19 protein-coding genes are annotated in these 21217 nt (G+C 61.1%); 4 read left to right on the top strand and 15 right to left on the bottom strand.

Annotation, left to right across the window (positions count from 1 at the left end; all coding sequences use genetic code 11):
* Positions 1–843, bottom strand: an 843-nt coding sequence (locus tag Q4P21_RS08535) for a DUF222 domain-containing protein (RefSeq protein WP_303388361.1), incomplete at its 3' end; no start/stop codon positions are given.
* Between the two features lie 300 nt (positions 844–1143).
* Here Q4P21_RS08535 and Q4P21_RS08540 point away from each other — a divergent pair.
* Positions 1144–2424 (top strand): TrkH family potassium uptake protein, encoded by a 1281-nt coding sequence (locus tag Q4P21_RS08540; protein WP_303388362.1) that lies wholly within the window; start codon positions 1144–1146, stop codon positions 2422–2424.
* A gap of 25 nt (positions 2425–2449) precedes the next feature.
* Positions 2450–3115 carry a TrkA family potassium uptake protein gene (locus Q4P21_RS08545; protein WP_303388363.1) on the top strand — a complete coding sequence of 222 codons (666 nt, stop codon included), beginning with the start codon at positions 2450–2452 and terminating at the stop codon, positions 3113–3115.
* A gap of 140 nt (positions 3116–3255) precedes the next feature.
* Here Q4P21_RS08545 and nrdF read toward each other — a convergent pair whose 3' ends face one another.
* From nrdF to nrdH, 4 genes are all read right to left on the bottom strand, one after another.
* Complete coding sequence (gene nrdF, locus Q4P21_RS08550; RefSeq protein WP_303388364.1) at positions 3256–4233, bottom strand: class 1b ribonucleoside-diphosphate reductase subunit beta; 978 nt, start codon at positions 4231–4233, stop codon at positions 3256–3258.
* 109 nt (positions 4234–4342) lie between these two features.
* Entirely contained in the window at positions 4343–6463 is a 2121-nt protein-coding gene (nrdE, locus tag Q4P21_RS08555) for a class 1b ribonucleoside-diphosphate reductase subunit alpha (RefSeq protein WP_303388390.1), read from the bottom strand.
* A 14-nt stretch (positions 6464–6477) separates the two neighbouring features.
* Entirely contained in the window at positions 6478–6954 is a 477-nt protein-coding gene (gene nrdI / locus Q4P21_RS08560) for a class Ib ribonucleoside-diphosphate reductase assembly flavoprotein NrdI (RefSeq protein WP_303388365.1), read from the bottom strand.
* A 130-nt stretch (positions 6955–7084) separates the two neighbouring features.
* Positions 7085–7339, bottom strand: a complete 255-nt coding sequence (gene nrdH, locus Q4P21_RS08565) for a glutaredoxin-like protein NrdH (protein ID WP_303388366.1) — start codon at positions 7337–7339, stop codon at positions 7085–7087.
* A 483-nt stretch (positions 7340–7822) separates the two neighbouring features.
* On the opposite strand from nrdH, the gene Q4P21_RS08570 reads away from it, so the two are divergent.
* Entirely contained in the window at positions 7823–8755 is a 933-nt protein-coding gene (locus Q4P21_RS08570) for a LysR family transcriptional regulator (protein WP_303388367.1), read from the top strand.
* Here Q4P21_RS08570 and Q4P21_RS08575 read toward each other — a convergent pair.
* The 9 genes from Q4P21_RS08575 to Q4P21_RS08615 form a co-directional block, all read right to left on the bottom strand.
* Complete coding sequence (locus Q4P21_RS08575) at positions 8752–10164, bottom strand: aldehyde dehydrogenase family protein (protein WP_303388368.1); 1413 nt, start codon at positions 10162–10164, stop codon at positions 8752–8754. The two genes, Q4P21_RS08570 and Q4P21_RS08575, sit on opposite strands and share 4 nt — an antisense overlap.
* 137 nt (positions 10165–10301) lie before the next feature.
* The gene (gene metE, locus Q4P21_RS08580; RefSeq protein WP_303388369.1) at positions 10302–12617 is read right to left on the bottom strand and encodes a 5-methyltetrahydropteroyltriglutamate--homocysteine S-methyltransferase; all 2316 of its coding nucleotides are present in this window, start codon (positions 12615–12617) and stop codon (positions 10302–10304) included.
* 72 nt (positions 12618–12689) lie between these two features.
* On the bottom strand, positions 12690–13685 hold the full coding sequence (locus Q4P21_RS08585) for a methylenetetrahydrofolate reductase (protein ID WP_303388370.1): 996 nt from the start codon (positions 13683–13685) through the stop codon (positions 12690–12692).
* A gap of 396 nt (positions 13686–14081) precedes the next feature.
* Entirely contained in the window at positions 14082–14891 is an 810-nt protein-coding gene (locus tag Q4P21_RS08590) for a hypothetical protein (protein WP_303388371.1), read from the bottom strand.
* Entirely contained in the window at positions 14888–15931 is a 1044-nt protein-coding gene (locus tag Q4P21_RS08595) for a VWA domain-containing protein (RefSeq protein WP_303388372.1), read from the bottom strand. Before Q4P21_RS08595 ends, Q4P21_RS08590 begins: the two co-directional genes overlap by 4 nt.
* Positions 15928–17034 (bottom strand): VWA domain-containing protein, encoded by a 1107-nt coding sequence (locus Q4P21_RS08600; protein WP_303388373.1) that lies wholly within the window; start codon positions 17032–17034, stop codon positions 15928–15930. The genes Q4P21_RS08595 and Q4P21_RS08600 overlap by 4 nt, the downstream gene beginning before the upstream one ends.
* A complete protein-coding gene (locus Q4P21_RS08605; protein WP_303388374.1) occupies positions 17025–17612 on the bottom strand; it encodes a hypothetical protein in 588 nt (195 codons plus the stop codon). The genes Q4P21_RS08600 and Q4P21_RS08605 overlap by 10 nt, the downstream gene beginning before the upstream one ends.
* On the bottom strand, positions 17602–18483 hold the full coding sequence (locus tag Q4P21_RS08610) for a DUF58 domain-containing protein (RefSeq protein WP_303388375.1): 882 nt from the start codon (positions 18481–18483) through the stop codon (positions 17602–17604). Before Q4P21_RS08610 ends, Q4P21_RS08605 begins: the two co-directional genes overlap by 11 nt.
* A 6-nt stretch (positions 18484–18489) precedes the next feature.
* Positions 18490–19497 carry a MoxR family ATPase gene (locus tag Q4P21_RS08615; protein ID WP_303388376.1) on the bottom strand — a complete coding sequence of 336 codons (1008 nt, stop codon included), beginning with the start codon at positions 19495–19497 and terminating at the stop codon, positions 18490–18492.
* A gap of 139 nt (positions 19498–19636) precedes the next feature.
* On the opposite strand from Q4P21_RS08615, the gene Q4P21_RS08620 reads away from it, so the two are divergent.
* The gene (locus Q4P21_RS08620; RefSeq protein WP_303388377.1) at positions 19637–19837 is read left to right on the top strand and encodes a hypothetical protein; all 201 of its coding nucleotides are present in this window, start codon (positions 19637–19639) and stop codon (positions 19835–19837) included.
* 48 nt (positions 19838–19885) lie between these two features.
* On the opposite strand, the gene Q4P21_RS08625 is transcribed toward Q4P21_RS08620, so the two are convergent.
* The gene (locus tag Q4P21_RS08625) at positions 19886–21091 is read right to left on the bottom strand and encodes an ROK family transcriptional regulator (RefSeq protein WP_303388391.1); all 1206 of its coding nucleotides are present in this window, start codon (positions 21089–21091) and stop codon (positions 19886–19888) included.
* Positions 21092–21217 lie beyond the last annotated feature (126 nt).

A 21217-nucleotide genomic window follows, 5' to 3' on the forward strand; every position in this document is an offset into this window, starting at 1 on the left:
CTGGGCGATAGTCATATACCCGTCCAGATGAATCAGCCCGCGCCGGGGCTTACGGAAGAACAACCCCTGTTTCGCAACCAGATCTGAGTGGCTGGGCTTTTGCCCGTCAGGATCCAAATGACTCATAATCCGGTTACCAATACGACGCAAACAATCCGGGCCCTCCCCCAGCCCGGCCTCCACCAACACCGTTTGAACCTCCTCCAAACACTCCTGATCAATCCTGCCGTTCGCAGCCAAACGGGCCGCCTCATCCACGAACCCGGCAACCAGTAGCCCCTGCTCCTGCGAGACCTCCCCACGGAAGAAGACTTCCCCCAGCCCGGGCTGACGCACCGGGGCAATATCACCACTGAACACATCAAGCACCGGTAACACCGCCCCCGCCATGCGAATCCTACGATGCGCCTCAGCCGCACTGACTTTCAAGGACTGCACCAACAAATCCACCGGCCCACGCACCCCAGTAGATACATACCGGCCAGCCTCGGCACGAGAAACCAACTCAGCCACCACCTGCACAGCCAACGCCTGCCCCACCCGCGCCAAATGCTCCAAGTCCTGCGCCCACCGCACACACTCCCGATCAGACAAAACCCCCACATCAACACCAAACGGCAACCCACCACCACTGCTCTCGCCACCACCAGAATCATGGACCGTACCGGCACCGGCTCTGCTGGTGCCATCAGCAGTAGAACCGGCACCAACTGTGGCGGTGGCACTGGCGGAAGAACGTACTAACGCCGCGGCAAGGTTCAAGAGCTGGTGAACATGCCCACCAACCCGCAAATCCCCTGAACTGGGGGCCGAAAGTCCCGGCCTCCCTGCCGTTTCATCCATACATATATTCTATTAAAAGCCACTGCCATCCACCCCCACAAGAACCCCGATTGTGGATACCACCACCCACCACCCCACCCTGTGCAGGAAACAAAAGACGCAGGCAATACCCGTTTCACTCCGTTCCCAAACGGTTCCAGCACTTTCGCCAAGGAAGGCGCACTTTCACTGTCGATGGATAGGTTTCCGCAAACCGCGTTTATTCTATGAGTTATGCAAGTTGCAGCAAGTAGATTCAAAGCCGTCGCACACGCGGTGGTTCCCCGCCATCCAGCACAAGCAATTGCCGCTGGATTCGGTATGGCCATTCTGGTCGGAACGCTTGTTCTCATGCTGCCCATCGCCAAGTCTGGGTCCGACGGGGCCAGTGTTTTGGAAGCCCTCTTCACGGCCACCTCCGCCGTGTGTGTCACAGGGTTGTCGGTGGTGGATACAGCCCAGTATTGGACACCTTTCGGCCAGGCCACGATTTTGGTTCTCATCCAGGTAGGCGGCTTCGGCATCATGTCGTTCGCTTCATTGCTTGGGGTGCTGATGGCCCGGCGTTTGGGACTCAGATCCCGAATTCAGGCTGCTGCGGAAACCAAGAGCGCCGGGTTCGGTGATGTTCGATCCGTGCTCTTTGGAATTCTTCGCATCACCATCGGCGTCGAATTAGTGGTTGCCGTCATTTTGGCCCTGCGGTTTGGCATCGGCTACGGATACTCACCCATCCACGCAATCTGGTTGGGTCTATTTCACTCCGTGTCAGCCTTCAACAATGCCGGATTCGCACTCTTCAGCGACAACCTCACGAGCTTCGTCGGAGATCCTTGGATTTGCCTGCCAATCGCATTTGCCATCATCATCGGTGGGCTGGGATTCCCAGTGCTCTTCGAGCTGGGACGCCGCTACCGCAGGCCCCTGCACTGGAGCATGAATACCAAACTGGTACTCAGTGGCACGGGGACCCTTCTAGTCATGGGTACTCTATTTATCAGCACGCTGGAATGGAACAACCCCAGAACCCTCGGCACCTTGTCCACGGCGAATAGAATTCTGGCAGGGTTCTTCCAATCAGTGATGACCCGCACGGCTGGCTTCAACTCACTGGATCTAAGCCAGATGCATCCAGCCACTTGGCTGGGTATGGACATCCTCATGTTCATTGGCGGCGGTCCCGCAGGTACTGCGGGGGGCCTAAAAATCACCACCTTTGCAGTACTCTTCTTTATCCTCCTCACCGAGGTTCAAGGCGGAACAGCAGTGAACATTTTCGGCAAACGGCTCTCCCGTTCCGTGCACCGCCAAGCCATCACCATCGTTCTGCTCGCCGTCGCATTGGTCATTGGTTCCACCATGGCGCTGATGCTGATGACGGACATCGGCTTTGACCGGCTCTTTTTCGAAACCGTCTCGGCTTTCGCCACCGTGGGACTCTCCACCGGGATTACTGCCTCCCTCCCACCCGCCGGGCAACTCTTGCTCATTTTCCTGATGTTCATCGGCCGTCTCGGCCCTGTGACGCTGGCATCAGCCTTGGCCCTAAGATCTCGTCCCCTGCTCTACGAATTTCCGAAAGAGAGGCCACTCATTGGCTAGACATCCACTTTTCCCACACAAGTCGATGGAGCGAATCGCGGAAGCAAACTCCGTCGTCGTCATCGGGCTGGGCCGGTTCGGGGGCGCACTGGCCTTGGAACTAGCGGCAGCCGGAACTGAAGTTCTGGGCATTGACATGAACGAAGACGTCGTCCAGTCCTTCAACGGCCGGCTGACCCACGTCGTTCGGGCAGATTCCACGAAGGAAGAAGCCCTGCGCCAACTTTCAGTGCACGAGTTCGAACGTGCTGTCGTCGGCATCGGCAGCGACCTTGAAGCGAGCATCCTCACCACCTCATCGCTGCTCCGATTCAAGAAACCCACCATCTGGGCCAAGGCGGTCAGCGCCGCCCATGGCCAGATCCTTGAACAGCTCGGCGTGGAACATGTTGTCCGTCCGGAAGAGGACATGGGACGCAGGGTTGCCCACTTGGTTCGCGGGGCCATGCTGGACTATATCGAGTTCGAAGATGGCTTTGCCATGGTCAAGACACGCCCGCCCAAGGAGGCACTGAACAAACCTCTGGGCGTGACAGGAATCAGGGCCAAGCACCACATCACCGTGGTCGCAGTAAAACGCCGAAACAGTGAATGGGACTACACCACCCCACAAACCGTGCTCAATGAGGATGACGAGATCATCGTCGCTGGCGCAACGTTAGCGGCTGAAAGATTTGCCACACTTATCTAAACGGCCATTTCTGGTCGGCGCCCACCAGCCCGACCTGTGCAGGAAACAAGCCGTGCAGGAAACAAACTGTGCAGGATACAAAAAATGCGCGCAACCTCAGCCCCAAAAAAGGGCCGGGTTGCGCGCAGTTTACGCAGGAACTAGAAGTCCCAGTCGTCGTCCTCGGTGTTCACGGCCTTGCCGATCACGTAGGAGGAGCCGGAGCCGGAGAAGAAGTCGTGGTTCTCGTCGGCGTTCGGTGAGAGCGCGGACAGGATCGCCGGGTTCACATCAGTGACTGCCGCCGGGAACATGGCCTCGTAGCCAAGGTTCATCAGCGCCTTGTTGGCGTTGTAGTGCAGGAACTTCTTCACATCTTCGGCCAGGCCGACGGAGTCGTACAGGTCGTGGGTGTACTGGACTTCGTTTTCGTACAGCTCAAAGAGCAGCTCGAAAGTGTAGGCCTTCAGCTCTTCCTTGCGCTCGTCCGAAAGGCCTTCCAAGCCCTTCTGGTACTTATAGCCGATGTAGTAGCCATGCACGGCCTCATCGCGGATGATCAGGCGGATCAAATCTGCCGTGTTCGTCAGCTTGGCCCGTGAGGACCAGTACATGGGCAGGTAGAAGCCCGAGTAGAACAGGAAGGACTCCAGCAAGGTGGAGGCGATCTTGCGCTTGAGCGGATCGTCGCCGTAGTAGTAGCCCTCGATGATCTGGGCCTTCTTCTGCAGGTTCACGTTCTCTACCGACCAGCGGAAGGCTTCGTCGATTTCCTTCGTCGAGGCCATGGTGGAGAAGATCGAGGAGTAGCTCTTGGCGTGCACCGATTCCATGAACGCAATGTTCGTGTAGACGGCTTCCTCGTGCGGGGTGATGGCGTCCGGGATCAGCGAGACGGCGCCCACCGTGCCCTGCAGGGTGTCCAGCAGGGTCAGACCGGTGAACACGCGCATGGTCAGCAGCTGCTCATCCGGTGTGAGGGTCGCCCAGGACTGGATGTCGTTGGACAGCGGCACCTTCTCCGGCAGCCAGAAGTTGTTGCAGAGGCGGTTCCAGACTTCCACGTCCTTCTCGTCCTCGATGCGGTTCCAGTTGATGGCCTTAACGTGGCTTGCCAACTTCAGCTTTTCCGGTGTCATCGCTTTTCTCTCTTCACTAAATACTGATGGCTCCAAGAGCCCAGTCAATCCTAAGCCGAAGGTACGACGGCGGGAGGTACCCGCCGTCGTACTCTTCAGTCATGCGGCACTACAGCATGCAGGAAACACAATTTTCCACTTCGGTCCCTTCCAGCGCGAGCTGGCGGAGACGGATGTAGTAAATGGTCTTGATGCCCTTGCGCCAGGCGTAGATCTGCGCCTTGTTGATGTCACGCGTGGTGGCGGTGTCCTTGAAGAACAGTGTCAGGGACAGGCCCTGGTCCACGTGCTGGGTCGCAGCAGCGTAGGTGTCGATGATCTTCTCAAAACCGATCTCGTACGCGTCCTTGTAGTATTCAAGGTTGTCGTTCGTCAGGTACGGAGCCGGGTAGTACACGCGGCCCAGCTTGCCTTCCTTGCGGATCTCAATCCGCGAGGCCACCGGGTGGATGGAGGACGTGGAGTTGTTGATGTAGCTGATGGAGCCCGTCGGCGGGACTGCCTGCAGGTTCTGGTTGTAGATGCCGTGCTCCATGACGGAAGCCTTCAGCTCGCGCCAGTCATCCTGCGTGGGGATGTGGACGCCTTCAAACATCTCGGCGACCTTCTGCGTCTGCGGCAGCCATTCACCGTCCGTGTACTTGTCAAAGAATGCACCGGAGGCGTAGGTGGACTTCTCAAAGCCGGCAAACGTGGAGCCGGTTTCAATGGCCAGCATGTTCGACGCCCGGATGCAGTGGTAAACCACGGTGTAGAAGTATATGTTGGTGAAGTCCAGGCCCTCTTCCGAGCCGTAGTGGACCCGCTCACGGGCAAGGTAGCCGTGCAGGTTCATCTGCCCCAGACCAATGGCGTGCGACTGGTCGTTGCCCTTGGCGATGGACGGCACGCTGGTGATGTTGGACATGTCCGACACCGCAGAGAGCGTGCGGATGGCCGTTTCGATGGTGCTGCCGAAGTCCGGGGAATCCATGGCCTTGGCAATGTTCAGCGAGCCCAGGTTGCAGGAGATGTCCTTGCCGGTCTCGGCGTAGGAGAGGTCGTCGTTGTAGCTGGTGGGCGCGGAAACCTGGAGGATTTCCGAGCACAGGTTGCTCATGATGATCTTGCCGTCGATCGGGTTCGCGCGGTTCACCGTGTCTTCAAACATGATGTACGGGTAGCCGGACTCGAACTGGATCTCAGCGAGGGTCTGGAAGAACTCGCGGGCCTTGATCTTCGTCTTCTTGATGCGGGCGTCGTCCACCATTTCGTAGTACTTCTCGGTGACCGAAATGTCGGAGAACGGCATGCCATACACTTTTTCGACGTCGTACGGGGAGAACAGGTACATGTCCTCGTCGCGCTTGGCCAGCTCAAAGGTGATGTCGGGGATGACCACGCCCAGGGACAAGGTCTTGATGCGCACCTTCTCGTCGGCGTTCTCCCGCTTGGTGTCCAGGAAGCGGTTGATGTCCGGGTGATGGGCGTGCAGGTATACGGCTCCTGCACCCTGGCGGGCACCGAGCTGGTTGGCGTAGGAGAAGCTGTCTTCAAGAAGCTTCATCACGGGGATGACGCCGGAGGACTGGTTCTCGATCTGCTTGATGGGCGCGCCCACTTCGCGGATGTTCGTCAGCGCGAACGCCACGCCGCCGCCGCGCTTGGACAGCTGCAGTGCGGAGTTGATGGAGCGGCCAATGGACTCCATGTTGTCTTCGATGCGCAGCAGGAAACAAGAGACAAGCTCCCCGCGCTGTGCCTTGCCGGCGTTCAGGAACGTGGGGGTGGCAGGCTGGAAGCGGCCTTCGATGATCTCGTCGACGATCTTGGTGGCGAGTTCCTCGTTGCCGCGGGCCAGGTGCAGGGCAACCATGCACACGCGGTCTTCGTAGCGCTCCAGGAAGCGGTTGCCGTCAAACGTCTTCAGTGTGTAGGACGTGTAGAACTTGAAGGCGCCCAGGAAGGTTTCGAAGCGGAACTTCTTCTTGTAGGCGTGCTGGTACAGCTCACGGATGAAGTTCATCGTGTACTGGTCAAGCGTCTCGCGCTCGTAGTATTCGTTCTTCACCAGGTAGTCCAGCTTTTCCTCCAGGTCGTGGAAGAACACGGTGTTGTTGTTCACGTGTTGCAGGAAGTACTGGCGGGCGGCCGCCTTGTCGGCGTCGAATTGGATTTCACCCTTGGAGTTGTACAGGTTGAGCATGGCGTTGAGCTCGTGATAGCCGAGCTCCTGCCATGCCGCAGGCATGTCCTTGGACGCCTTCACTGTTGAGTCGTGTTCTGAGACAATCGTGTCCAAAATTCTTCCAATCCTTCGCGAACCCTGTCCACGTCTTCCGACGTGCCCATCAGTTCAAAACGGTATAGATGCTGTACATTGCACTTCTCGGCGACGATATCCCCGGCAAGGCAATAGGTGGTTCCAAAATTCGTGTTCCCGGCGCCAATGACGCCACGGATCAGTTCTCGATTTTCGGGTATGTTCAGGAATTTGATGACCTGTTTTGGTACCGCCCCGCGTCGTGTTTCCCCGCCATAGGTGGGGAGGAGCAAAACGAAGGGCTCTTGAGCCAAGAGCGTGTCCTCGTATGTGTAAAGCGGGATCCTCGCGGCGTCAACGCCCAACTTCAGCACAAACCTATGGGTGTTATCTGATGCTGATGAAAAGTAGATCAACGGGCTGCTGGTTTTTCGAGAGACTATCCGACCAACAGCAGCTTCGGCTGTAATGGCTGACATGGCAAACGCTTTCCAACTACTTGCTTGCGGTTGTGGGGCCAACCCTTTGACCGGTCAGCCCCACCTGTGTGCACTGGGCACTTGAAATTTTGATGATTGGCCCTCAGAAACAGGACCCGATTGAGGGTGGCTACGCCACGCTGACGGCAGCATCCTCGGTGGCTGCGGCCAAAGCTGCAATCTTGTCCGGGCGGAAACCTGACCAGTGATCGGCGTCCGTAATCACAACGGGTGCCTGCTGGTATCCCAGGCTGAGTACATGCTCCAGTGCGACGGGGTCGGTGGAGATATCCACGCTCTGGTAAGTGATGCCCTTCTTGTCCAACGCACGGTATGTGGCATTGCACTGGACGCATGCAGGTTTGGTGTAAACCGTGACGTTCATGATCAAGTTCCCCTTATTTCTATGGCTACCTATGGCGGCCTTTAACGGCCTACTCGCTGTCGGTGGGACCAACGGTAATTGCCACGGTCTCGCCAGCTTCTCGAGCTGTTCCAGCGGATTCCTTGGAACCGCTTGAATTCTGTATTAGATACTACATGTAGTGCAGACACTCGAGGTTGACCCCTACATGATGTATTACAAGTATGTCATTTTATGCACCGTCCGTCCACAGGTTAGGGGATTTAAAAGCCCTAGAAATCAAGGAAGATGCTGTCTTTTCCACAGCTTGTGGAGTACTTGATCACAAAAATTGGGACGGCGTGTCGGCGCACGTCGGCGTGTCGGCGCCAGGACCGGAACAGGTGCCGGACTGGCCCGCGGAACAAGCCAAGCACGGCGCACGCAACACTCACGCAACAACGCTTACGCGAGTGCCGTCTATGCTTGCAGGGAGTTGGCCGGAGGCCAGAAAAAGAGGTTCCCGTGATCAATCCCGTCCATCTTCAGACCTTGCTGGAGGTTGTCCGCCGCGGCTCCTTCGCTGCCGCCGCCTCCTCACTGGGGTACACGGCGTCGGCCGTTTCACAGCAGATGTCCGCCCTTGAACGTGATGCCGGAGTGACCTTGTTCCGCCGTTCTGCCCGCAGCGTGCAGCCCACGGAAGCCGCACTGGTCATGTCACGTCATGCGGCCAAGGTGCTCACCGACATTGACGCCCTGTTGGCAGCCAGCGCAAGGAGTGACGACGGCGACAGCCAGGAGTTGCGGTTGGGAATTTTCCCGTCGCTGGCCACCTATGTGTTGCCACGGTTGCTAAGCAGCCCCGAGTGGCCCACCTTGGGTATCAACGTGCACGTTTCCGTGGGTGAACCCCAGCAGACCATTGGTGATTTGCGCAGCGGCGGGGCGCTGGATGTGGCCCTCGTGTACCAAGTGGGGCAGTCGGGTCTGGCGTGGCCGCACAGTCTGAACCGGCAGTGGATTGGCGATGACAACTTCAGGGTGGTGCTGCCACGGTCCTGGGGCATCCGTCCCGGCTCGGTCATGGCCGCCGATCAGCTTTCGGACATGCCGTGGATCATGCACCATCCGGGGACCAGTGATGCGTCCGTCATTGAACGGCTGTTTGCCAGCTGCAACCTGCATCCGCGCGTGGCGGTCTACAGCGATGACTTCAACGCAAGCCTGCAGCTGGCCGGCGTCGGGCTCGGTGCGGCTCTGGTCCCTGAACTGGCGCTGCGCAACAAACCAGACAACGTGGTGGTCCTGGACGTGCCGGAAATCCGGCTGGCCAGGAACATCTTTGCACTGCTCATCAACGACGCCCGGACGGCACGCGTCGAAGTGTTCGTGGATAAGCTGGCCAGCATTTTGCAGGAAATGACAGGCACCAGCTCCGTGGACCTGCGGCCCTAGTTTTTACTGTGCCGTCTGGACGGGGCCACAAGACGTTTGATGAGTTGCTTCTTCAGCACCCCGAACGGCGGGTAGATCAAGGCGAGCGTATCGGGTGCCAGCGACTTTTCCAGCACCGCCTTGTGGTGGGAGAAGGTTTCGATGGAGTGGTGCCCGTGGTAACTGCCCATGCCGCTCTCCCCCACTCCGCCGAAGGGCAGCCCCGGTACGGAGAGGTGGGCCACGGGAACCCCGAAGTTCAACGCGCCCGACGACGTCTGTTCCGTGAACTGCGTCCGCACGGCCTTGTCTTGGCTGAAGACATACAGCGAAAGCGGCTTGTCCCGTGCGTTGATGAAGGTGATGGCCTCCGCCAGCGATCCCATAGTGACCAGAGGAAGTACGGGACCAAAAATCTCGCTGTCCATGAGCTGCGCCTGCGCATCCACGTGCAGCACTGTAGGTTCAATGTAGCGCGTGGCAGCGTCCGTGCCCCCACCGCTGACAAGTACGGAACCGGTTCCTTCAGCCAGGTCCGCAGCCAACATGCCTGCAATACGGGCAAAGGCGTCATCATGGATGATCCGTCCGTAGGCCACGCTGTGCGCCGGATCTGGGCCGTACAATTCCGCAATCGCGTTCGGCAGTTCCGCAGCCAAGGCAGCCAGGGCTTGGGAGGTCCCGAGCACGTAGTCCGGAGCCACGCAGGTCTGCCCGGCATTCATGAACTTACCCCAGACGATCCTGCGTGCAGCGGCGGCCATGTTCACTGTTTCGTCAATGTAGACGGGCGACTTGCCGCCCAGTTCCAGCGTCACGGGTGTCAGCTGCTGGGCGGCGGCAGTCATCACAATGCGCCCCACCCGAGAATTTCCGGTGTAGAAGATGTGGTCAAAGCGCTGTTCCAGAAGCTCGGTGGTTTCCGGCACGCCCCCCTCAACGATGCTCAGGGCGCCGGCCAAATACTCTGGAACCCAATGGGCCAGCGCCGCGGAACTGGCAGAGGCCATTTCACTGGGCTTGGCCACCACGGTGTTGCCTGCTGCCAGCGCCCCGATAGCCGGGGCCAGGAGCAGTTGGATGGGGTAATTCCAGGGCGCAATGACCAGCACCACGCCCAACGGTTCAAGGATGGTGGAGGCCTTGGCTGGCTGCAGGGCCACCGGCACCGCTGCCCTGCGGGGTGCGAGCCATCCTTCCAGATGCTTGATGACGTGGCTGATCTCGCTGGTCAGGAAACCGATCTCGGTCAGCCAGGATTCGCTCGGGTGCTTGCCCAAATCTGCTGCGAGGGCATCGGCAAAATCGTCCCCGTGCTCCCGCAGCATGCGGTTCATGGCCGTCAGTTGTTGAACCCGCCAGGCATGGGGCCTGGTGATTCCACTGTTGAAGGCCGTCCGTGCTGCTGCCACTGTTGTTTCTACGCTCATGTCTTCAATCTAGCCGGGACGTCAACCTGGCGCCTAAGTTAAACACCTGAGTTAAACGCCAAAGGCGTTCCCGTCCCCCGAGTTGCGGGGACGGGAACGCCTTGGCGTCAACACATACTTGCTAAAGCCGAAAATGCTTAGACGAGCTGTGCGCGAACTTCCTTCGTGGCCTTGACGAGGTTGCGCAGGGACTCTTCGGTCTCGGCGTAACCACGGGTCTTCAGGCCGCAGTCCGGGTTGACCCAGAGCTGGCGTGCCGGGACGTGCTTGACGGCGGTGCCGAGCAGTTCCGACACTTCGGCCTGACCGGGGACGCGGGGGCTGTGGATGTCGTACACGCCCGGGCCAACGCCGCGGCCGAAGCCGTGGTTTTCCAAGTCATTGACAACCTCCATGCGTGAGCGGGCGGCCTCGATGGAGGTGACGTCCGCGTCCAGTCCGTCAATGGCATCGATGATGACGCCGAATTCGGAGTAGCACAGGTGTGTGTGGATCTGGGTGCCGTCGGCAGCGCCTGCCGTGGTCAGGCGGAAGGAGTTCACGGACCAGTCCAGGTAGGCGGCCTGGTCGGCGCGGCGCAGCGGAAGCAGTTCGCGCAGGGCCGGCTCGTCGACCTGGATGATCTTGATGCCGGCGGCTTCCAGATCTGCGATCTCGTCACGCAGCGCCAAGCCCACCTGATTGGCGGTGTCACCCAGGGGCTGGTCGTCGCGCACGAAGCTCCACGCAAGGATCGTGACCGGTCCCGTGAGCATGCCCTTCATGGGCTTGGCCGTCAATGACTGTGCGTATTCGGCCCACTTGACGGTGATGGCCTTCTCGCGGGTCACATCGCCCCACAGGATGGAGGGGCGGGTGCAGCGGCTACCGTATGACTGGACCCAGCCGTGGACGGTGACGTCGAAGCCTTCAAGGTTCTCGGCAAAGTACTGGACCATGTCGTTGCGCTCGGGCTCGCCATGCACCAGCACATCGAAGTCGAGTTCTTCCTGCAGGTCCACTACGCGCTTGATCTCTTCCTTCATCAGCGTCGAGTATTCCTCGCCCGTGATGGCGCCCTTGTTGGCGCGGGCGCGGGCCGAGCGGATTTCGCTCGTCTGCGGGAAGGAGCCAATGGTTGTCGTCGGCAGCGGCGGCAGTGAAAGCGATTCTTCCTGCGCGGCTTCACGCACCGAGTACTCGGAGCGGCTGAAGTCGGCCGGGGTCAGTGCGGCCAGGCGGGCGCGGACCTCGGGGCGCTTGACCCCGGCGGCGGTGGCACGTGAGGCGATGACGGCTGTTGCTTCAGCGACGGCTGCCGCGGACGACGCCGGGTCCACCAGGTGCGCGGCCAGCGTCACCACTTCAGTGACCTTCTGGTCTGCGAACGACAACCAGCTGCGCAGCTCTGCGGAGAGTTGGGTTTCCTCACTGACGTCGTGGGGGACGTGCTGGGTGGAGGTGGACGTGGATACGGTCACGTTCAGCCCGGCTGCCTTCAGGGCTTCCAAGCGGTTGACGGACTCGGCCAGGTCGTTGCGCCAGATGTTGTGGCCGTCAACGACGCCTGCAACAACGGTCTTGCCTGCGAGCAGGGCCAGTTCTTCCGCGGAAGGGACAGCACCCTTGAAAGCGTCGATGTGCAGGGCCTCGATGGGGGCTGCTGCGAGGGTCGGCAGCAGTTCGGTGAGGGCGCCGAAGGGGGTGGAGACAAGGATGGCCGGGCGGCCTGCAGTGGCTGCAAGGACCTCATAGGAGCGGGCCACTGCAGCCTGGACCTCGGAGAGCGCAATGTCCTGGTCGGTGACGAGAGCAGGCTCATCCAGCTGAACCCATGAGGCACCGGCAGCGCCGAGGCGGCGCAGCAGTTCAGCGTAGACGGGCAGCACGTCTTCAAGGCGTGAGAGCGGGTTGAAGCCGGCCGGTGCGTCGTCGGAGGCCTTGCTCAACAGCAGGAACGTCACGGGGCCCACCAGGTAGGGGCGGGTTTCGAAGCCGTTGGCGAGTGCGTAGGCGAACTGCTCAACAATTCGGTTGGAGGTCACCGAGAAGTTGGTCTCGGGGCCAATTTCCGGCACCAAGTAGTGGTAGTTCGTGTCGAACCACTTTGTCATTTCCAGCGGCTGCTGCTCAACCGTGCCGCGGGCCAGGGTGAAGTAGGCGTTGATGTCCAGCTGGCCATCGGCGTTACGCAGCTCACCGAAGCGGGCAGGCACAGCGCCAATGTGGGTGGCGGCGTCGAGCACCTGGTCGTAGTAGGAGAAGGTGCCGGGGATGGCGGCGGCTTCACTTAGGCCCAGCTCGGTCAGCTTGCGGGCGGTGCCGAGCTGGATTTCCTGAGCGGCTGCCTCCAGGGCTGCCTGATCGATCTTGCCGGCCCAGAACGCTTCAATGGCCTTCTTCAATTCGCGGCGGCGGCCGATGCGCGGGTAGCCAAGGAGTGAGGCTGCGGGGAATACGGGTGTGTTTGACATGGCGTTTCCTTAGTGATGGTGAAACAAAGACGATTCAAATTTGTGGGGCAAAGTGCCTGGCTAGGCGGTGGTTCAGGCCGTGACGAGATGGTCCGTAGCCACCCGGGTGGATTGGGAGGCCCGGGCTGCACGGGAAGGTATCTGCGGGCGCCCCGGTCTGAGCAGTTGCAGCTTGTCCAGCACTTCCAACGCGGCAGCGTGCTCGTTGAAGGTGTAGAGGTGGATTCCGGGAGCCCCGGCATCCAACGCCGCACGGGCCAGGCCGACGGTTTCCTCCACGCCGATGCGGCGGCTTTCCGCAGCGTTCTCGGCCCTGCCCAGTGCATCGAGCAGCTTTGCTGAAGGCTCGACGCCGGTCAGGTCGCCCAGGCGCTGCACGCGGCGCAAGCTGGTCAGCGGCATCACCCCGGGAATGATGGGGATGCTGACCCCGGCACGCCGGGCCCGGTTGACCAGATCCTTGTACTGGTCCGCGTGGAAGAACACTTGCGTGATGGCGAAGTCGGCGCCGGAGCGCTGCTTGGCCAGCAGGACTTCGATGTCGTGTTCAATGGACGGCGATTCCGGATGCCGTGCCGGGTAGGCGGCCACACCGATGGCCACCTTGCCGGCACAAAGCAGCGCCGAGCGGCGCTGCTCCACACGGCGGATCAGCTCAATCAAGTCCTGCGCGTAGGTCAGCGAACCAGCCCTCGGCTGCTCCGGGGCCTCGTTGGGCAGGTCCCCGCGCAGTGCCAGGATGCCGCGGACTCCATGGTCCAGGAGTTCGGAGATGACATCGGCAAGTTCATCTGCCGTGCTGCCGACGCACGTCAGGTGCGCCAGTGGCAGCAGTGAGGTTTCGGTCAACAGGCGGTTGAGCAGGTCCACTGCCGTGTCGCGATTGCTGCCGTTGGCACCATATGTGACCGAGACGTAGTCCGGGTTGGTGCTTTCAAGTTTACCGATGGTGTCCCACAAAGAGAGCGAAGCAGCTTCATTGCGGGGCGGAAATAGTTCGTAGGAGAGGGCTATCGGCGCACTGTGTGATGACGGCGCCGAAGCCTGGATAAGGCTCGGAGGAGACATTTGCTTGGGGTCCTTGAGGATGGGCCGGAAATTCACGCCAGGGTGTCTAGATCACCGCAGGCATGAACTACCGCATTTTCGTAAAAGGTCGGGTGGGGAACCCTGGCCCGCTGTGCACGCACAGTCGCCTAGAAGTTGCCATCCACCAGCAAATGTCAGGCCCACATGGGGGCACCCACACCCTTGGCTAAGCAAAGGTCGCTGACACACGTTGAGGTACATAACGTAAGACCAATACTAACCAGCATTTTTTGTCAATACCAAGCCCAGACCGAATTACGACGCAAGTTTACGCAACATTTCGTGTTTACGTTCGGCGTATGGCGGGAAGTGATCCCCTAAACCGAACTATTGCAATATCCCATCCTGTCTCTACGGCAACCCAGCCACGTAGTTCTACCAGGGTTTGGCGTATGATTCCGGCTCGTCTTGGTCCATCTGTTCCAGCTGTTCCTTGATCTTTTGCCGCTGCCCGCGTTCCTGCTGCGCCTTTTGCCCGGTCTGCTCCAACTGCTCCAACTTGCCAGCCGGCGGCGGATCTGCGGGCTCCTGGCCGTCGCTCTGTGGAACATTGACTTCTTCGCCTTGGCCTTCGGACTGTTTCTTGCTCAGGCGTTCATCGGCTTCGCGCAGCGTCTGCCCTTCGCCCTCCCGGTTGTTCTTGCTGTTCTCCACAAAGCAGTCAGGCGTTGCCTCTGCCACGACTTTGCTGCCTTCGGCGAAGAATTCCTTGGCCGACGCCGCGTCCCCGGCCTTCTGCCTTGCCTCACCCAATTTTTCCAAACTGAGCACAAGGTTCACCCGAACCTTGCACGATTCCCCCTCCGGAACGAGGTCCAAGGCCAGGGCAAACTGGTCCCGGGCTTTCGCAAAATCGCCGTGCAGCACATGGCCGTCTCCTTGGGCAAAGTGCGGCTTCCAGCGTTCAACGAGGTTGGGCATCCCCATGGCGCGGGCGCCGCCTAGGGTGCCATCGGCGTCGTTCGCTGCAAAGGCGCCTACAGCCTGTCCTGCCGAGACCGGCAATGACATCAGCTTCACGGCAAGCAACACTGCTGCAAGCACCACAGGTGCCGAACGCAGCAGGAGGGTGCGGCGCCTGCGCACTGCCCGCTGCTTTTCCACGTCGGCAAGCCGCTCACGTTGAGGCTGATTTTGCACTACCGGCTCGGCGGAAGTCTTCACGGTGCCCGCTCCCCCCGTCATGGCGCGTCCACCCGGCCTCGTGTTGAACGGCTGCGCCGGGTCGGGCGGGGATGGGACAGCATGCCACCAGGGAATCTCCGCAAGGCTGCGCCGAGTCGCACGGCTTCCCAAGCGGCGACGCCGAAACCTGCCAACGCGAAAAGCCAGTACAGTTCCCAGCGTCCGGCACCGTCCTGTTCGCTGCTTCCGGCCTGTGCAGCTTTGGTGGGTGTTGCGGCCACCAGTGCCGCCGAAATATCTGCCGGATTGCCCCTGTGGATATAGGGCACCCGCAACTGCTTGGCCACGGAGGCCAGCGCCTTTTCATCGATGCGTGACGTGGCAGGGGTGTAGCCGGCGGACTTGTCCAAAATATAGGGCCCGGGCTTGTCTGCACTGTAGGAGTAGTCGCGCATGTGCCCACCGGCTGCAGTGCCATAGCCCAGCACGGCACCCCCATCAATGAGTTCGGTGCCGTGCGTGAAGCGCTTCGGTGCCGAGGCCGCTGTTTGTTCGCCGTCTCCCAGATAGAACACCAATCGTGGCCGGTTAGGGCGGCTTTCCCGTGCTGCGGCCAGCCGCTCGCCCAGCACCTCCGCAGCGGCAGAAATACTGCTTCCCTTGGACGTGTAGGAGGAGCCCGGGGCAAGCACTTGCGTCAGTGTGCGCAGAGCGGTGGCATCCGTGGTCAATGGCAGCAGCACCTTCGCTGTGCTGTCAAAGCTGATCAGGGAATAGCGGGCCCCGGGTAATTCGGCTGCCACAGCGTTGATGTCCGCTTGCATTCCCGCCAGGCGGGGGGACGCGCCGTCGTAGTCCTCCGCTGCGGAACTTGGCGAGACGTCCACCACGAAGAACACGTTCAGATCGCTGCTGACCACGGATGCGTCGGCACCCGCCAGACCGGGCCGGGCCGCTGCCAGGAGCAACAGCACCACGAGGGCTGCACGACGCCAGGTGGTGGAGCTGCGGTTCTTCGCCAGTGTCCAGCCCGTGCCCGCAAGCAGCAGCACGGCGACCGGCCAAAACAGCCAGGGCGTAACGATGGGCAGGAAACTCATGGCCGCACCCGCCGCACCCATGCGGCCACCGATGAAGTTGCCCGTGCGGTTGCCGATGTGGGTACGGACAACAGCGCCCAAGCCAACAGTACCAAGGCCGCGATCCCCAGGGGCACGCCGGGATGGTCAACGAGGCTCTTGTGCGGGGCACCCAGCAACCGCGACGCCTCAGTGGCCTGCACTTTCTCCACTATGGAGGCGACGGCCTCCTCCGACTCCAGCGCATAGTAGGCTCCGCCGGTTGCAGAAGCCGTCTGCTTCAAGCCACCGGCAGCGTCTCCAAAGAGTGGGAACATGCCAAATTCGTTGGAGCCGAAGTCACTGCTGCCGTAGTCATTGGGGTTGAACGCGTAGACGCGTGTGTTGGCAGTTTTGGCCAGTTCGGTGGCTTGTTCCAGCGTAAACAGGGGGCGTCCGGCCAACATGTTGTCGGTAGCGAAGATGATGGAGCGGGACCGCTCCTTCTCCCCCGCAGAATTGTCCCCCACAGCACTTTTCGCCGCGGTATTCTCCGCAGCCGGGAACCCCTTGACGCAACTGGCCAGGCCGTCGCCGATGAGCGAGGATCCATCCGCCTCATGGGTGCCGGCCAGGTAGTCAATGGCAATGTCGGCGGAACCGAGGGCCTTCGTGGCTACGGCAAGTTCCCCGGCCACAAACTCATAGTCGTCGGTGAGGGGAAAAACCATGACAGCGCTGGAATCAAAGATGGTCATGGCAATGCGTTCGCCCTGGAACTTGCCCACGAGCTGGGAAAAGACACCCATGATGGCCGCGTCCGTGTCCAGCATGGACCCTGACACGTCCAGACACAGCATGATGTCCCTATTGAACTGCTCGGGAACCGTGCTGCTTTCACTCACGGGCCGGGCCGCCGCGACCAGCAACGACACCGCCACGACTGCGAGCGCCACCACCGCAGCGACAAGCCGCCTACGGTAGGAGGCCAGCGCCTGCTTGTAGGCGGGCAGTTCACTCAGCCGTTCGGCGTGCGCCACCGGGGTATGTAAAACGGCAACACGCTGGCGCCTCCACAGCAGTATCGCCACAGTGGCCACTGCGGCCAGCCCCAAGGGCAGCAGCCACCAGTATTTCAACGCCATTGGCCCACCACCTCCCGGGCCTGTTGCGCGGAGGAAGCCACGCTCTGCGTGCCTGCACCAGCACCTGCACCTGCACCAAATTGTGCTGGATACCAGCGTTCCACCGCATCTGCCACCAACGGCAGCTGGTGTTCGCCGACCTGGTGTGCACGCAGTTCGGCGAGTGTCATACGCTGAGCACACAGCCCCGTCATCTCTTGCACAAAAGTGCGCAGAGCCAAGCTGAGCTCAAGGTGAGCGGACCGTCCGTCCAACTGGCCGCCGTCGTGCCTGTGCTCGATATCCGTGATCAGCGCCCAGTATCTGTGCCGAACAGTTTCGGGATTGCGTGGGGCGGTGAACTCCGGCACGTCCGCGGTGGCGCCCACCCGGGTGGAAATCCACACCCAGGTGCACCATCCCAGACAAAGCAGCAGCAGGGCGATTCCGGCCAGCGGCCACCACGGCGAATAGCCCACCGGGGCGTAGAAGACTGGCTCGTTGAAGATTGGCGCGTTGAAAACGGTGGTGTTAAAGACGTCGGTGTTCAAGACATCGGCAGGGAAGCTGGCGGCGGGAATTATGGTGTCAGCGGCCACGGCGGTGCCTTTCCAGCAAAAGGAAGATCTGCCCTATAACCTCGCTCGTGGTGGCGATGGACGCTGTGGCTATGCCATGGGCGGAGAGCATCTCGGCCAGGCCGCGGGCGCGTTCGGCCATGGCGTCGGCATAGCTGCGGGCCAGCACCGGGTCCTGCGCCAGGAACGCCAGCACCGGTTCCATCCCGGCAACGTCAAGCGCCGTGCCCTGCACTGCCTTTGGCCCTGCCAGTGCGGCGTCGGCGATGTGCACCCACAGGACTTCGTGCTGTGCGTGCAACCGACGCACCACTTTCGCCAAGCGTGGATCAGCCAGCACGTCGTCGGCGATCACCACCAGCAGCAGGCGTTGGCGGTAGTGGGCTGCCGCGTATTCCAGCTGGGACGAAAGGTCGCTGGGTTCGTGATCCAAACCCACCGCGTCCATGTGGCGTAACAGCATTTCCACATGGTGTTCAGTTCCCTTGGCGGGCAGGGCAGCGGTCCCGGCGGCGTCGCCATGGACCAGCGCGACCGAATCCCCATGGCCCAGCGCCAGCAGGCCCAGCACGCCCATGGCCATGACCGCCAGGTCCTTCTTGGGTTCCCCACCCTCGGCCAGTGCCGCCATGTTCCGGCCGGTGTCGGCCACCAGGAGCAGCTGCTGGCGGCGCGTGGCAACGTAGCGTTTGATCAGCGGTTTGCCTGTGCGCGCCGTCGCCTTCCAGTCGATGTCTCGCACCTCGTCTCCCGGGACGTAGTCGCGCAAGTCGTCAAAATCGAGCCCGTTGCCACGGAAGATCGAGGCGTATTCACCCTCGAGTAGGCCCCTGGCCTTACGGTGGGCAAAGATGTGCATCTTTGACTTCACCGCCGTCAATAGGCTGCCCACGCAGCCCTAAGGTGTCTGCACGGAGTCAACGATGGCGCCAATGACTTTTTCCACCGGGATGTTCTCAGCGACGGCTTCAAAGCCAAGGATCAGCCGGTGCCGCAGCACCCGCTCAGCCAGCGCCTTGATGTCTTCGGGGATGACGTGGTCGCGGCCCTGCAGCAGTGCCAGGGCGCGAGATGCCTGGGTGAAGGCGATGCTGGCGCGGGGGCTGGCTCCGAATTCAATGAGACCGGCCAGGGCAGGGTCAATATAGGCCCCGGCGTGGCGGGTGACATAGACCAGGCCCACAATGTAGTTCACCAGGGAGGGGTCCAGATACACCTTCTTCACGGTGGCCTGCAGAGTTCGCACCTCATCCAGCGTTGCCGCGGCCGACGGCGTCGCGTCCGGCAGGTAAACGCCGGCGTCCATGCGCCGGATCACCTCGGCTTCCTCCGCGGGGCTCGGGTAGTCCAGGACGTCCTTGAGCATGAACCTGTCCATCTGCGCCTCAGGCAGTTGGTAGGTGCCCACTTGATCGATGGGGTTTTGCGTCGCCATGACAAGGAACGGGGACGGCAGCGGATGCACGTGCCCGCCAATCGTTGTTTGGCGTTCCTGCATGGCTTCCAGCATGGCCGACTGGGTTTTGGCGCTGGAGCGGTTGATCTCATCCAACAACACAATGTTGGCGTGAACAGGGCCCAGCTGGGTGACAAAGGTGCCCTGGGCGGCGTCGTAAATTTGCGTGCCGACAATGTCGCTGGGCAACAGGTCCGGGGTGCACTGGATGCGGCGGAAACGGGCATCGATGGAATCTGCCAGTGTTTGGGCGGCTGTGGTCTTGGCCAGCCCGGGCACCGACTCCAACAGCACATGCCCACCAGTCATCAAAGCGATCAACAGCGTCTCGCGCAGCCGTGCCTGTCCCACCACCTTGTGCTCAAAGCTGTGGGCGATGCGCTCCGAAAGCTGCTGGGCACAAGAGAGTTCCGCAGGGTCGAGGTAGAAGTGGACACTGGTGGACAACACAGACGTGGGCCTTTCGCCGGGCACAGTTATTGACTAAATCCTTGGGGCCAATCACATCCGATCACGGCCGAGGCCGCAATGGGGAGAACTTCCCATGCACACCTGTTGGGGGCGCCGGGCAGGTACTACAGTATGGAACATGAACCAGTTGCCAGCCGCGTATGCAGAATACCTTCAGGACAAGGACGAAGGTTTCATTGCCACCGTCCTGCCCATCTTGAAGCAGTCCGTCGCCGAAAAAACGCACGGCGTCCACGTCACCGTCAATTCCCACACCGTTCAGGCCCGCACGTCCCCGGAGGTGCCTTTCGGAGAAGTACAGGAGGATGTGGTCGACTGAACGGCAGCTGGAGCTGAGGACCAAGCCTGCCGTGGCGCCAATCACGCCTTAGGGCTTGGCGTCCAGCAACAGTTGGGCCGCCGTGGGGTTGAACGTCTTTTCCATGACCAGGCACGCCGCGCCGAATGCTTCCTCCCCGGAACTGGCAATCGTGCCCACCACCTCCACCGAATGGACGCAGGTGGTGACACTCAGCTGTGCCAGCAAGGGCGGAATCTGAGCCAAGTGGCTCGCTGCAAGGGCGGGCCAGAACGGACCGCCAAAGACAACCCGCTCCACATCAAGCAGGTTAGTCAGGACTGAAACCACCCCTGCCATCCTGCGCGCGGACTGCGCCAGAACTTCGACTGCGGCAGGATTTCCTGCGGCGGCAGCGTGGGCAAGGGCCTCCAAGTCCTCCGCCAGCGGCTTGGGTGAAAGCTTGTCCGCCGCCGGAAGCGCTCCGACCTCCCGCGCTTGGGCCACTATGGTCTCGGGCATGCAGGTGACCTTGACACAGCCCCGGCGCCCACAATCACAAGGGGGCCCGTCCGGATCAGCAATGATGTGCCCAATCTCCCCGACGTTCCCTGAGGAGCCGCGCACCACTTCGTCGTTGAGCACCAAGCCGGCACCTATGCCCGTGCCAACGTAGACATACACAAAATCGGCTGTGCTGTCCGCACCACCGGCCCACAACTCGGCTACGGCACCTGCCGTCACATCCTTTTCGATCACCACGGGCAGGCCCGTGCTTTCCTGCAGGATGTCCCGCAACGGCACCCTCGTCCAGCCTGTCATATGCGGCGGATCCACAACGGTACCGTGAGCGGCGTCCAACGGCCCCGGAGTAGCCACACCAACACCGGCAATTCGTTGCTCATCCACACCTGACTCGGCGATGATCCGTCGAACCGTGGCACCCATGGCGGCAACGGCGTCGGCCGGGCAGCTCAGTAGATCTGTGGGTTCCTCCTGCGAGAAGACCACGGTACCCACGGCGTCAAGGAGCGCGTAGCTGGTGCGGGAGGGATCAATGTGCAACCCCACCGCATACATGCCGCGGGGGTTAAGCCGCAAAATGGTGCGCGGCTTGCCTGGGCCGGATGTTTCCTTGCCAGCTTCAACAATCAACCCGTTGTCAAGGAGCCTGCGGCAAATATTGGATACGGTTTGGGCGGCGAGCCCTGCCGAGGCTGCCAGTTCCACCCGGCTGAGCCCTTCCTCAGAGCGCCGGATGGAGTCCAAAATGACTGCCTGATTAAAATCGCCCATCTTGGGAAGATTCGTACCGCGGCGCCGCTGTGGCACACCAAGTTCAGGGTCAGTCAACTAATTCTCCTTGCCGGATGGATGGTATGCATGGGCCCCCATATCCTCCAATACCCAGCTGCCAGATTA

The organism is Arthrobacter sp., from assembly GCF_030540645.1.
GTDB lineage: Bacteria > Actinomycetota > Actinomycetes > Actinomycetales > Micrococcaceae > Specibacter.

Bases quoted from the DNA above. Each gene is read 5' to 3' on its own strand.
- Q4P21_RS08540 (WP_303388362.1), top strand. From the start codon at position 1,144: ATGGCCATTCTGGTCGGAACGCTTGTTCTCATGCTGCCCATCGCCAAG.
- Q4P21_RS08545 (WP_303388363.1), top strand. From the start codon at position 2,450: ATGGAGCGAATCGCGGAAGCAAACTCCGTCGTCGTCATCGGGCTGGGC.
- nrdF (WP_303388364.1), bottom strand. From the start codon at position 4,233: ATGACACCGGAAAAGCTGAAGTTGGCAAGCCACGTTAAGGCCATCAAC.
- nrdE (WP_303388390.1), bottom strand. From the start codon at position 6,463: ATGCCTGCGGCATGGCAGGAGCTCGGCTATCACGAGCTCAACGCCATG.
- nrdI (WP_303388365.1), bottom strand. From the start codon at position 6,954: ATGTCAGCCATTACAGCCGAAGCTGCTGTTGGTCGGATAGTCTCTCGA.
- nrdH (WP_303388366.1), bottom strand. From the start codon at position 7,339: ATGAACGTCACGGTTTACACCAAACCTGCATGCGTCCAGTGCAATGCC.
- Q4P21_RS08575 (WP_303388368.1), bottom strand. From the start codon at position 10,164: ATGAGCGTAGAAACAACAGTGGCAGCAGCACGGACGGCCTTCAACAGT.
- metE (WP_303388369.1), bottom strand. From the start codon at position 12,617: ATGTCAAACACACCCGTATTCCCCGCAGCCTCACTCCTTGGCTACCCG.
- Q4P21_RS08585 (WP_303388370.1), bottom strand. From the start codon at position 13,685: ATGTCTCCTCCGAGCCTTATCCAGGCTTCGGCGCCGTCATCACACAGT.
- Q4P21_RS08590 (WP_303388371.1), bottom strand. From the start codon at position 14,891: ATGACGGGGGGAGCGGGCACCGTGAAGACTTCCGCCGAGCCGGTAGTG.
- Q4P21_RS08595 (WP_303388372.1), bottom strand. From the start codon at position 15,931: ATGAGTTTCCTGCCCATCGTTACGCCCTGGCTGTTTTGGCCGGTCGCC.
- Q4P21_RS08600 (WP_303388373.1), bottom strand. From the start codon at position 17,034: ATGGCGTTGAAATACTGGTGGCTGCTGCCCTTGGGGCTGGCCGCAGTG.
- Q4P21_RS08620 (WP_303388377.1), top strand. From the start codon at position 19,637: ATGAACCAGTTGCCAGCCGCGTATGCAGAATACCTTCAGGACAAGGAC.
- Q4P21_RS08625 (WP_303388391.1), bottom strand. From the start codon at position 21,091: ATGGGCGATTTTAATCAGGCAGTCATTTTGGACTCCATCCGGCGCTCT.